The sequence below is a fragment of the Amycolatopsis halotolerans genome (assembly GCF_042647905.1).
In the GTDB taxonomy this organism is placed as follows: Bacteria; Actinomycetota; Actinomycetes; order Mycobacteriales; family Pseudonocardiaceae; genus Amycolatopsis; species Amycolatopsis halotolerans.
Genome location: NZ_JBHRWI010000012.1, coordinates 12,377 through 23,898, shown reverse-complemented (window position 1 = coordinate 23,898; position 11,522 = coordinate 12,377). Strand labels below are relative to the sequence as shown.

Genomic DNA, 11,522 nt, shown 5'->3' with positions numbered 1-11,522 from the left:
TGTCCGCGCCCCGGGTCGACGGTGTCGCCGGCGGGAGTTCCTGGCTGACGGCGGCCGCGGGGCCGCCGGTCACAGTGGCGGGACCGCCCCGGATTTCCACCGGGTTCCTCCGCGTGCCGACGCGTGTGCGCTCTTACTCTCGCCGGGCGCACACGCGCCGTCAAGGTGAGCAGACCCTCACGCGGGCTTGCTTTTGTCCCCGATCCGCGGGAAGGGCGCGGTGGAGAACAGCACCTCCACCGCGACCTCGAAGAACTCCGCGATCCGCAACGCCAGGTAAAGGCTCGGGCTGTACTCGCCGCGCTCCAGGTACCCGATGGTCTGGTAGTGCACGCCGAGCGCGTCCGCGAGCTGCCGCCGCGAGATGCCGCGTTCGGCGCGCAGCACCGCGATGCGGTTGTAGACGTTCTCGCTCACCGCGCCTCACACACGCTGAAGTGCCCTTTCCCGTCGCGCCGCCACCGACGACCCCGATTCGCGCCGGGCCATCCGCTTCAGCAGGATCGGGGCCAGCACCAATCCGATCACGGCCCACGCGAGCAGCACCCCCAGGGTCGCCCACGGCCGCCAGGACTGCCCGATTTCGACGACGACCGCCTGGTCGGGCAGCAGCGCCGAGCGCATGCCGAGGCCGAGCCAGTACATCGGGAAGACCTGCCCGACGTCCTGCAGCCAGACCGGCAGCGCGGTGATCGGGTAGAAGATCCCGGAGATCGCGCCGAGCCCGAGCATCGGCAGCATGACCAGCGCCATCATCCGCGAATCCTGGATCAGCGAACCGATCGCGGCCCCGATCGGCATGGTCGCGACGAGGCCCGCGGCGAGCACCCACACCAGGTTCAGGATCGAGAAGAACCCGTCCGGAGCCAGCCCGTCGAACAGGAACAGCGACGGCACCAGCATCACGACGATGCTCGCGACCTGCATCATCGAGAACGTCGTGATCTTGCCGATGAGGTAGCCGAACATCCCGTTCGGCGTCGCCTTCGCCCGCAGCAGCGTGCCGTCCTCGCGGTCGACGATCAGCGCACCGGCGACGGCGGACATGCCGTTGAATACCAGGCCCGCGCCGATCACGCTCGGCACCGTCGCGGCGCCCAGCGAGAACGAGGTGCCCGGCAACTGCGCACCGCGCATGAAAAACAGCGTGCCGAAGATCATCGCCAGCCAGACGAGCTGGCCGATCAGGTCGTCCCGATTCGTCCACTGCTGGCGGAATTCGATGAACCCGCGGCGGAGTCCGACCCGCGCCGCGGTCCGCTGTGCCGACGCCGTCATCGCGCACCCGCTTCAGCCAGCCCGGACTCCGCGCGTTGCACGAGCGTCAGGTACGTGTCCTCCAGCGACGCGCGCCGGACCTCCAGGTCGGCGACCGCTTCGCCGTGCTGCTTGAACAACTCGTACACGTACTTCGTCGCCTCCGTGGTCGAGTGCACGAACCGCTGCCCGTCGATCGTCCAGCGCACCTCGGCCTCGCCCGCGATCTGCCTGCTCAGCTGGTCCGGCGAACCGTCGGCGACGATGTGGCCGCCGCTCAGGATCAGGATCCGGTCGGCGAGCTTTTCGGCCTCGTCGAGGTCGTGCGTGGTGAGCAGGATCGTGGTGTCGTCGTCGGCGAGCCGGTGCACGAGCTCGTGGAAATCGCGCCGGGCCTGTGGATCGAACCCGGCGGTCGGCTCGTCGAGGAACAGCAGTTCGGGACGGCCGACGATGCCGATCGCCACGTCCAGCCTGCGCCGCTGCCCGCCGGACAGCATCCGGATCTTCTTGCCCGCGTGCTCGGAAAGCCCGACCGCCTCGATCAGCTCGTCGGTGTCCCACGGGCGGCGGATCCGGTCGGTGGAGTACGGCGCGTAGAACGACCCGAGCAGGTCGAGCAGCTCGCGCACGCGCCATTTGCCGTGGTCGCGCCAGGACTGCAGGACGACCCCCAGTCGCGCCCTCCAGTCCTCGCCGCCGCGCGCCGGGTCGGTGCCCAGCACGGACACCTCGCCCGCGGACCGCATGCGGAACCCCTCGAGGATTTCGATTGTCGTGGTCTTGCCCGCCCCGTTCGGGCCGAGCAGGCACAGCACCTCGCCGCGGTGCGCGGTGAACGACGTGCCGTGCAGCACGTCGTTCGCGCCGTAGCGCATGCGTAAGCCTTCGACGCGGAGCACGGTGTCCGCTTGATCTCTCATTGGATGACCCCCATCCTGCCTGTGCGATCAAATGTAGCAGATGTACTACATACGATCGCAAGCCTGTTAAAACAGCCGCGGGTTACAGTGAGCGCCATGTCCAGCCCTGCCCGCGTGCGTGCCGACGCCTGCCCTGGAGTCTTCGCGACGCACGACGCGGCGGACGGGCCGCTCGCCAGGGTTCGGCTTCCCGGCGGCGTGGTGACCGCGGATCGGTTGCGCGCCTTGGCTTCCTGTGCGGAAGACCTCGGCGACGGCGACGTCCACCTGACCTCGCGCGCGAACGTCCAGCTGCGCGGCGTGCGCCGTCCGGGGTTGGCGGGACGGCTGACCGAAGCCGGGTTGCTGCCGTCGCCGAGCCACGAACGCGTGCGGAATGTGCTGGCCTCGCCGTTGAGCGGGGTGCGAGGCGGGCTCGCGGACGTCCGGGGGCTTTCCGCGAACCTGGATCGTGAGTTGTGCGCGCGGCCGGAACTCGCGGAGCTGCCAGGACGGTTCCTCTTCGGCTTTGACGACGGTCGCGGCGACGTCGTGGGCGCGGACGTTTGCTGGCGCGCGGTTGGTCCGACGACCGGTGCGGTGCTGTTGGCGGGCGCTGATTCCGGCTGGCTGGTGGCGCGCGACGAGGCGGTGTCCGCGCTGCTCACGGTGGCGGAAACGTTTGCGCGCACGCGAGGTTCGGCGTGGCGGATCGGGGAGCTGGACGATCCTTCGCCGCTGTCGCCGGACGGTCCGCGGGAAGCTCCGCAAACCTGGCCAAGCCGGATCGACCCGACCGTCGGCCGGATCCGGCGCGACGACGGCGGCGAGGCAGTCGGGGTCGCGCCGAGGTTCGGCCAGCTGACTGCAGCTCAGCTGCGCACGCTCGCGGACTTCGGCGACGCCGTGGTCACGCCGTGGCGTTCGGTGCTGCTGCCCGGCGGCGCGGATGTCGAGCGCTTGCACGCGGCGGAGCTGTCGACGGATCCGGCGACGGCGGAGCTTAGCGCCTGCATCGGCGCGCCGGGGTGTGCGAAGTCTCTCGCCGACGTCCGCGCGGACGCGGCGACACTGGTCGCGGACGGGGAGCTGGTGCACGTTTCGGGCTGTGCACGGCGGTGCGGACGGCCGTCCGGGGCCCACCGCGAGGTCGTCGCCGAACCCGGCGGCTACCGTGTCGACGGACGCTGGACCCCGGCGTCCGAGTTGGCGGATGCGTTGGCGAGAAAGGGACCTTCGTGATCGACTACCTGCGGGACGGGGCCGAGATCTACCGGCACTCGTTCGCCACGATCCGCGAAGAGGCGGACCTGGCGATCCTGCCCGACGACGTCGCGGGCGTCGCGGTCCGGATGATCCACTCCTGCGGCATGGTCGACCTGGTCGACGACCTGCGGTACTCGCTCGACGTGGTCGAGGCGGGCCGCGCCGCGCTGGAGGCGGGCGCGCCGATCCTGTGCGACGCGAAGATGATCGCCAGCGGCATCACGCGCAAACGCTTGCCCGCGGCGAACGACGTCGTGTGCACTTTGGCCGATCCGAGCGTGCCCGGGCTGGCCGAACGGCTGGGCACCACGCGCTCGGCCGCCGCGCTGGAGCTGTGGCGCGACCGGCTGCCCGGTTCCGTGGTGGCCATCGGGAACGCGCCGACCGCGTTGTTCCGGTTGCTGGAGCTGCTGGACGAGGGTGTCGGCGCCCCGGCCGCGATCATCGGTGTGCCGGTGGGGTTTGTCGGCGCGGCGGAGTCCAAAGTGGAACTGGCGAAGCGGGCGCCCGCGCCGTATCTGGTCGTGCACGGCCGTCGTGGCGGCAGTGCGATGGCCGTCGGCGCCGTGAATGCGATTGCGAGCACGGTCGAATGACGGGGCGGCTGTACGGCGTCGGGCTGGGCCCTGGCGATCCGGAACTGATGACGGTCAAAGCGGCCCGGCTGATCGGCGAGGCGGACGTCATCGCCTACCACAGCGCGCGGCACGGGCGCAGCATCGCGCGGTCGGTGGCTGAGCCATACCTTCGCGAAGGACAGCTGGAAGAGCGGCTGGTCTACCCAGTCACCACCGAGACCACCGACCATCCCGGCGGTTACGAAGGCGCGATCGCCGATTTCTACGAGCTGAGCGCGAAAAAACTCGCCGAGCACCTCGACGCCGGGCGTGACGTGGTGCTGCTGTGCGAGGGCGATCCGTTCTTCTACGGCTCCTACATGTACATGCACGAGCGGCTCGTCGGACGGTTCGAGACCGAGGTCGTTCCCGGCGTGACGTCGGTGAGCGCGGCGTCGGCGGTGCTCGGCCGTCCGTTGGTGCAGCGGGACGAAGTGCTCACGGTACTGCCGGGAACCTTGCCAGCGCCCGAATTGGCGCGTCGGCTCGCGGACACCGAAGCGGCGGCGGTGCTGAAATTGGGCCGTACCTTCGGTTCTGTCCGGGAAGCGCTCGCGGAGGCGGGCAAGCTCGACGACGCCTGGTACGTCGAGCGGGCGACCTGGGGGCAGCAGCGAGTGGAGCCGTTCGCGGACGTCGATCCGGAGTCGGTCCCGTATTTTTCCCTGGCGTTGCTGCCAAGTCCGGCTTACAAGTCGCGTGTGGACGGTGAACCGGCCGTTCCGGCGGGCGCTTCGGCGCCGGTGGAGGGCGGCGAGGTTGTCGTCGTCGGGCTCGGCCCGGCCGGGCCGGAATGGCTGACGCCGGAAGCGGCGGCGGAATTGGCGGCGGCGGACCACATTGTCGGCTACGGGCCGTACGTCGCGCGGGTCCCGCAGCGGGCGGGGCAGCAGCGGCACGCGTCGGGGAACCGGGTCGAGGCGGATCGGGCGGTCGAGGCGTTGCAGTTGGCCGCGACAGGTGCGCGGGTGGCTGTGGTGTCGTCCGGGGATCCGGGCGTGTTCGCGATGGCTTCGGCGGTGCTGGAACAGGTTTCGGCCGGGAACGGTGCTGGTGCGCGGGTGCGGATCGTGCCCGGGGTGACGGCGGCGCAGGCGGCCGCGGCGCGGGTCGGTGCTCCGTTGGGGCACGACTATTGCGTGCTGTCCCTTTCGGACCGGTTGAAGCCGTGGGACATCATCGAGCGCCGGCTGGACGCGGCTGGCGCGGCGGATTTGGTGTTGGCGTTGTACAACCCGGCTTCGCGGACTCGGGTCACGCAGCTGGAGAACGCGCGGGAAGTCCTTTTGCGGCACCGGGATCCTGGGACGCCGGTGGTGGTGGCCCGCGATGTCGGCGGGCCGGAGGAGGATGTTCGGGTTACCACGTTGGGGTCGCTTGATCCGGCTGCGGTGGACATGCGGTGCCTGCTGATTGTGGGTTCTTCGCGCACGGTGGCGGAGGAAGGGCCGGACGGGCGGTCGATCGTGTGGACGCCGCGGAGTTATTCCTGACCTTCTCGCAGCAGCCGTGCCGCCTCGGACAGATGGTGGGTGAGTTGTTTCCGTTGCGCGGCACTGAGTTTCGGTGCGTGCGCGGCGAGGGCTGAGGAGATCGAACCGTCCGCGCGGGTGCGGAACATCGCGCGGGCGGACGGTTCGATCTCCAGCCGCGACTTGCGTCGGTCCTTCTCGTCGGGCCGCACGCGCACGACGCCCGCGTCCGCCATCCGGTGCGTGATCCGGGAGACGAGGCTCTGCGCCAGCCCGGTCCGGCGGGTCACGTCGCTGATCGTCGCGCCCGGATTGCGCGAAACGTCCTCGATCACCGCCAGTTCTCCCGCGTTGACCTGATCCGCGCCGGTGTTCCCGGTGCTGGTCAGGGCGATCTCGCGCAGAGTGCGGGCGAGGCGGTGCAGGTCGGCGGCGCGCATGGCCCCATTCAATCACTGGTGATACATTCGGGGAAGTATCACTAGTGATGGAGTTGGCGATGATCGACGACGTGCTGATCGCGGTCGCGGTCGGGATCCTGATCGTGCGGCAGTTCCAGTGGCGCTCCGCCGAACCCCGGCGGATGCTGCTGATGCCGCTTCTCGTGATCGCGGTGGGCCTGGTTTGCCTCGGGTTCGAGCTGGGCGGCGGGCTCCGGCCGGCGGATTGGCTGCTGGTCGGCGAACTCGTCCTGGTCGCGGGCACCGGCACCGCGATGGGCCGAGTTACGCGGTTCCGGGAAGCGAACGGGCTGCAGTACCGGCTCACCGGTGCGGGAATCGCGCTGTGGGCGGTCTTTCTCGCGATCCGCATCGGCTCGTTCGCGCTGGCCAGCGTCCTCGGCGCGCACCTGCTCGACGCGACCGGGCTGATCCTCGTCTCGTTCGGCGTCAATCGGCTCGCGGCGAGTCTCGTGGTGCGCCACCGGATCCAGTCTGTCCACTGTGGAGATAAGACCCCGGCGTATGGCCAAGGGACCGCCGGAACACGTCGATAAAAGCGCTGGTCGTGGCGAATCCGCACAGCTGCGCCACGGAGGTCACCGAACGACCCTCCATCAGCAGCCGCAGGGCGTGATAGAGGCGGAGTTGCGTGCGCCATTGCGGAAACGTCATCCCGGCGTCCGCACGGAACAGCCGGGTCAGCGTCCGGCCGCTCGCACCGACAGTTCGGCCCAGCGCTTCCAGGCTGCGCGAGTCTGAAGGATCCTCCTCCAGCAACTGGCACACCGCGACCAGCCGCGGATCGTGCGCGGCCGGGACCTGCACCGGACGTTCCGGCGCGAGGGTGAGCTGATCGAACAACACCGCCCGCATCCGTTGGCCAGCAGGGGTCGTGCGGTCCTCGCCGAGTTCGGTGTACGCGATCAGGAGTTCCCGCAGCAGCGGAGTGACCGCGAGCGCGGTCGGCTCGGCCACCGGCAGCGGGCTCAGCTCCTGCGGAAAACCGAACAGATGCAGCCGCGTGACGCCGTAAGCGCGGTGGGAATGCACGGTGCCCGCAGGAATCCACAGTGCCCGGTGGGCGGGCGTGATCCAGCGCGACCGGTCCGTGTGCACCGCCAGGACGCCGCTGCTGGCGTAGACGATCTGGTGCTCGTCGTGCCAGTGTTCGGCGATGCTGGCGGTCGCGGCCAGGTCCCGGATGTTCGTGGGAGCCGCGGGCATATGGCCGGAAATCGACACAACTCGGCATAATAACGGAATCGCGCAGCGCCGGGCCAGTTCGACCATGGCTGGGTGACGACAACGCTTCCGGCCCGCACCGCGCGCTGGCCGATGCCGCTGATGGTGCTCAGCCACGCGGTCGACGACCTCTACCAGGGCGCGGTCCCCGCACTCGTGCCGTTTCTGGTCGCCGAGCGGCACTACGGCTACCTCGCCGCGGCCGGGATCACGGTGGCCGCGACGCTGCTGTCCTCGGTGGTCCAGCCGCTGTTCGGCGTACTGACCGACCGGCGGCCGATGCCGTGGCTCGTGCCGGTGGGGATGACGGTCGCGGGGGCCGGGATCGGACTCTCCGGGCTCGCCGATTCCTACGCGCTGACCTGGCTCGCGATCGCGCTGTCCGGCCTCGGCGTCGCGGCCTACCACCCGGAATCGGCGCGGATCGCCCGTCGGATCGCCGGGCGCGGGCACGTCGGGATGAGCTGGTTTTCCTTAGGCGGCAACGTCGGTTTCGCGCTCGGGCCGATTGTCGTCACCCCGGTGCTGCAGGCTGGCGGTCTCGGCGCGACGCCCTATCTGGTGCTGCCCGCGCTCGTCGCCGGGGTGGTGATCGCCGCGTTGTTCCGGCGGATGAGCGACCTGCATTCAGCCGCGCGACACAGGGCGCACGCCGGGCGGGACGATTGGCGTCAGTTCGGCTGGCTGACCGTCGTGGTCGTCGGACGCTCCATCGCGGCCTTCTCGCTCAACACCTTCCTGGCCATCTGGGTTACCCAGCGAACCGGCAGCGTGCTCGCCGGCGAAGTGGCGTTGGTGGTGTTGTTCGGGGTCGGCGCGCTGGGCACGTTGCTGGGCGGTGTGCTGGCCGGACGGTGGGGGCGAATTCGGACGGTTCGGGTCGCGTATGCGGTGTCGGTGCCTGCGGTGGCCGGGATCGCGCTGGTGCCGGGGTACGGCGTGTTTCCGCTGGTCGCGCTTGCGGCGGTGGCGTTGTATGTCCCGTTCTCGCTGCATGTGACGCTGGGGCAGGACTACTTGCCGAATCGGCTCGGGACCGCCAGCGGGGTGACGCTTGGGCTGGCGGTGAGTGTCGGCGGGGTGGCCGCGCCTGCGGTCGGGGCGCTCGCCAACGCGGCCGGGTTGCAGTGGGCGTTGCTGGCGCTGGCGGTGCTGCCCGCGGCGTCGGTGTTCGCCGCGCGGAGGCTACGAGAACCACAGCGCGAGCCGCAGGGCTAGCGCGTCGGGTCCTTGCCGTTCGGCTGCGAGGGCCCAGGCCCAGGCGACCACCAGCCCCACACCGTCTTCTCGCCGTGCCGCACCGTCGGCGCCACCCCGGTCGTATACGGCTCGATCTGCAGCAGTTGTCCCCACGACTGGTACGGCTGCCCGTTCAGATAGCTCGGCACCTCGGGCTCGTCCGCGATCTCCTCGAGCCAGCCGTTCGGGCCGCCGTTGGTGCTCGACGCCCATTTCGCCTCGTCGGCGAGCTGGCCGGGGGTGATGCGGTAGTCCGGCATCGCGGAGATGCCGTCGTGCGAGGTGACCGGGTTCGCGCACGGGTACACGAACGACGCGGGCCAGTCGATGTACACCGATTTGCCCGCGAGCTTGTCGGTGAGCGTGGTGAAGGTCGGCACGCGCGGCGCGGACGCGGCGATCCAGCCGTCCTCGGTGAGGTCGTTGTCCACCATCACGATCCGCACGGACGTGGTCTCCGGCGGCAGGTCGCGCAGGTTGATCCGGGTGTCGTTCCAGCCGCCGGTGCCCGCGCCGGGCGGGAGCGCGAACTGGCTGCGCAGCACGCGCACGCCTTCGGGGGTGTTGACGCCGTACTCCAGGCTCACCGACGCCGGCCGCCGGGGCTGGCTGGCGGTGGCGACCACGATCTGGCCGTTCTCGGTGCGGTCGGTGAGCGCGTACCAGTCGCTGCGCAGCCGTCCGGCGCGGGTCTGGGTGTCGAGGTAGCTGCTCCACATCGGCACCTGGTCCTGCTTGAATCCGTGCGGCGGCTCGGCCAGCGGGTCCTTGTCGTCGACCGGGCTGGTGTGGAAGCCGGTCTGGACGCGGCCGTTGTCCTGGTCCGGGTTGGGCAGCGGGTTCGGCGGGTTCTGCGTCACCGGTTTTTCCGGCACGGTCCGCTGGTCGGGCTGCGGGTGCAGGATGCTCTTCGCCGCGTCGCGCTCGACCATCACGTGGTCGGACAGGTTGCAGCTCTTGCCGAACAGGTGCCCGATGTTGGCCGCGCCGAGGCTGTAGCTGTCGCGCTGGAAGTAGATCGCCGCGCCCATCGTGTAGATCTCGCCCGCCGCGACCAGGCCGCACACCACGACCAGTGACAGCGAACCGAGCCGCAGCGATCGGCTCCGGCCTTCTTGCGGTGCTGGGCCCGGCCGATGCGCGCGGATGTTCTCGACGAACGCGTAGATCCCGGCGACGGCGGCCGCCCCGAGCAGGATCGTCGACAGCGGGATGCCGCCGATCGAGGGCGCGCCGTTCGTCCACGGCACCCCGATCTTCGAGACGAACCAGTACGCGTTCGGCCCGGTCGCGGCGAGCGCGCCGACCACCAGCAACACCGCGAGGAACGCCGCTCGGTTTCGGTTGGAACGCAGCACGGTCGAACTTGTGGCCAACGCGGTGAGCGCCGCCATCGACGCGCCGACCGCGGCGAACGCGCCGAAGTGGTGCGTCCATTTCGTCGGGGTCAGCGCGAGCAGCAGGAAGAACAGCGCGGTGGTGCCGATTAGCCGACGGCTCGGCCCGAGCGCCGCACCGGGGATCCGGCCTCGGCGCAGCAGCACCACGAGGCAGGTGACCGTGCAGAGCAGCACGAGCAGTACGGGGAAGCGGCGTGGCGCGGAGCCGTCCGGCAGGTTTTCGAACAGCAATTGGTACCGCGCGAGTTCCTGGAACCACGACAGGTTCGGGCCGACCGCGGTGCGGATGCGGGTGGCCTCCTGGACCGTCGCGAACGTCTGGTCGGCGAACATCACCACGAGCACCAGGAAGCCGGACGCGAGGATCGGCGCGAGCATCGGCAGCCAGCCGCTCGACGAGCGCTGCCGGACCAGCTTGAACAGCGGTTTCCCGGCGACCAGGAACGGGGCGACCGCGATCAGCCCGGTCGGCGTCGCGGCGAGGGTGAACGCGGCCGCGGTCAGGCCGAGGCACAGCGGCAGCAGCCGGCGGGTGACCAGCGCGCGTTCCACCGCACAGATCGCCAGCAGCGACCCGAGCGCGGCGACCGGTTCCGGCCGGACGCCGTTGTTGTACGGCATCCACCAGACCAGGAACACGGCCGCGGCGGCCCAGCCGGCCGCGCGGCTGCGGCGGACCTGGGTGCCCAGCCGCGGCATCACCTCGCGGCTGATCAGCAGCCAGCTGATCACGCCGAGCAGGTACGAGGGCAGCCGGATCCACGGCGGCACCGTGCTGACGTGCGTCATCAGCTCGTACAGGTGGTAGAACCAGCCGAACGGGGCCTCCGCGACGCCGAACCAGCGGTGGTAGTTCGTGAGGTACCCGGTGGCCTCGGTGACTCTGGCCATCGTGAGGATGTAGCCGTCGTCCGAGGTCACCGGTCCGATGAAGACCCACGCGCCGAGCACGCCGAACACCGTCGCGTCGCGGCCGGTGAGCCGCCACCAGCCGACCGGGGCCCAGCGCGGCGCGCGGCGGGCGAACCCGGAGTCCATCCGCCACACCGCGATCAGGCAGCCGAGGAACGACAGCGCGGCGAGGATGCCGACGACGACCTTCAGCGTGGTCGGCGAGGTCTGGTAGCGGGTGTCCGGGACGACCGACACGTGCAGCCCGGCGATCGGGTCGCGCGCGGAGGTGATCGAGGAGTAGATGCCGAGCACGCGCGGCCGGACGTCGCCGGTGGTGTGGAAGATCGGGGTCTTGCCGACCGAGAGCGTCATCTGGGTCGCGTCCGAGTCGAGCGTGACCGAGCAGCCGGTCTGCGGGAGCGGCTGCTGCGAGATCTGCTGGCCCTGGCTGGACGCGAGCAGCACGCCGTTGTCCACGCGCAGTTGCAGGCCGACGCCGTTGGCCGCGTGCTTGCCGGTGCGCCCGTCCGGGACGGTCGAGAACAGCAGCGCGGGGCCGTTCGTGCGCGCGTCGAGCGAGCGGATCGTGTCGCAGGGCAGTTCGGCCTTCAGGTCCTGTGCCCAGTACCCGGTCAAGGGCGCGTTGACGGAACGCGTGTCGGAGGCGGTGGGCCAGACGACTTCCGCGGTGTCCTGCACGACCGGCAGGAAGGGATAGGCCAGGGCGCACAGCGCCGAAAGCAACCCCAGCACTACGGCAATCGGACGCATTAGAAGGAATCTATTGGGT

General features: G+C 70.3%; 11 protein-coding genes and 1 riboswitch. Of the genes, 5 read left to right on the top strand and 6 right to left on the bottom strand.

Translation table 11 applies throughout. The features are described 5' to 3' along the window. Positions 1-34: 34 nt before the first annotated feature. Positions 35-110: riboswitch (cobalamin riboswitch) on the bottom strand. 67 nt (positions 111-177) lie between these two features. From ACFORO_RS08235 to ACFORO_RS08225, 3 genes are read right to left on the bottom strand one after another with little or no spacing between them, the layout of a single operon-like run. Beyond that, complete coding sequence (locus ACFORO_RS08235; RefSeq protein ID WP_377868266.1) at positions 178-417, bottom strand: helix-turn-helix transcriptional regulator; 240 nt, start codon at positions 415-417, stop codon at positions 178-180. 6 nt (positions 418-423) lie between these two features. Further along, the gene (locus tag ACFORO_RS08230) at positions 424-1,278 is read right to left on the bottom strand and encodes an ABC transporter permease (RefSeq protein ID WP_377868267.1); all 855 of its coding nucleotides are present in this window, start codon (positions 1,276-1,278) and stop codon (positions 424-426) included. After that, on the bottom strand, positions 1,275-2,180 hold the full coding sequence (locus tag ACFORO_RS08225; RefSeq protein ID WP_377868268.1) for an ABC transporter ATP-binding protein: 906 nt from the start codon (positions 2,178-2,180) through the stop codon (positions 1,275-1,277). The genes ACFORO_RS08230 and ACFORO_RS08225 overlap by 4 nt, the downstream gene beginning before the upstream one ends. A gap of 96 nt (positions 2,181-2,276) precedes the next feature. Between ACFORO_RS08225 and ACFORO_RS08220 the strand changes: the two genes are divergently transcribed. The 3 genes from ACFORO_RS08220 to ACFORO_RS08210 are packed head-to-tail and all read left to right on the top strand — an operon-like array spanning position 2,277 to position 5,535. Further along, a complete protein-coding gene (locus ACFORO_RS08220) occupies positions 2,277-3,401 on the top strand; it encodes a precorrin-3B synthase (RefSeq protein WP_377868269.1) in 1,125 nt (374 codons plus the stop codon). Then, positions 3,398-4,021 (top strand): precorrin-8X methylmutase, encoded by a 624-nt coding sequence (locus tag ACFORO_RS08215; protein ID WP_354736645.1) that lies wholly within the window; start codon positions 3,398-3,400, stop codon positions 4,019-4,021. The genes ACFORO_RS08220 and ACFORO_RS08215 overlap by 4 nt, the downstream gene beginning before the upstream one ends. After that, positions 4,018-5,535: a precorrin-2 C(20)-methyltransferase gene (locus ACFORO_RS08210; protein ID WP_377868270.1), complete on the top strand. Its 1,518-nt coding sequence runs from the start codon at positions 4,018-4,020 to the stop codon at positions 5,533-5,535. The genes ACFORO_RS08215 and ACFORO_RS08210 overlap by 4 nt, the downstream gene beginning before the upstream one ends. Here the strand turns inward: ACFORO_RS08210 and ACFORO_RS08205 are convergent. Further along, positions 5,526-5,954 (bottom strand): MarR family winged helix-turn-helix transcriptional regulator, encoded by a 429-nt coding sequence (locus tag ACFORO_RS08205; RefSeq protein ID WP_354736648.1) that lies wholly within the window; start codon positions 5,952-5,954, stop codon positions 5,526-5,528. The genes ACFORO_RS08210 and ACFORO_RS08205 overlap by 10 nt on opposite strands. Positions 5,955-6,013: 59 nt before the next feature. Here ACFORO_RS08205 and ACFORO_RS08200 point away from each other — a divergent pair, with 59 nt between their 5' ends. Next, complete coding sequence (locus ACFORO_RS08200; RefSeq protein WP_354736650.1) at positions 6,014-6,511, top strand: hypothetical protein; 498 nt, start codon at positions 6,014-6,016, stop codon at positions 6,509-6,511. Here the strand turns inward: ACFORO_RS08200 and ACFORO_RS08195 are convergent. Next, positions 6,405-7,199, bottom strand: a complete 795-nt coding sequence (locus ACFORO_RS08195; RefSeq protein WP_377868271.1) for an AraC family transcriptional regulator — start codon at positions 7,197-7,199, stop codon at positions 6,405-6,407. The two genes, ACFORO_RS08200 and ACFORO_RS08195, sit on opposite strands and share 107 nt — an antisense overlap. A gap of 54 nt (positions 7,200-7,253) precedes the next feature. On the opposite strand from ACFORO_RS08195, the gene ACFORO_RS08190 reads away from it, so the two are divergent. Then, positions 7,254-8,417, top strand: a complete 1,164-nt coding sequence (locus ACFORO_RS08190) for an MFS transporter (RefSeq protein ID WP_377868272.1) — start codon at positions 7,254-7,256, stop codon at positions 8,415-8,417. Here ACFORO_RS08190 and ACFORO_RS08185 read toward each other — a convergent pair. Further along, the gene (locus tag ACFORO_RS08185) at positions 8,414-11,503 is read right to left on the bottom strand and encodes an arabinosyltransferase domain-containing protein (RefSeq protein WP_354736656.1); all 3,090 of its coding nucleotides are present in this window, start codon (positions 11,501-11,503) and stop codon (positions 8,414-8,416) included. The genes ACFORO_RS08190 and ACFORO_RS08185 overlap by 4 nt on opposite strands. Between the last annotated feature and the right edge of the window lie 19 nt (positions 11,504-11,522).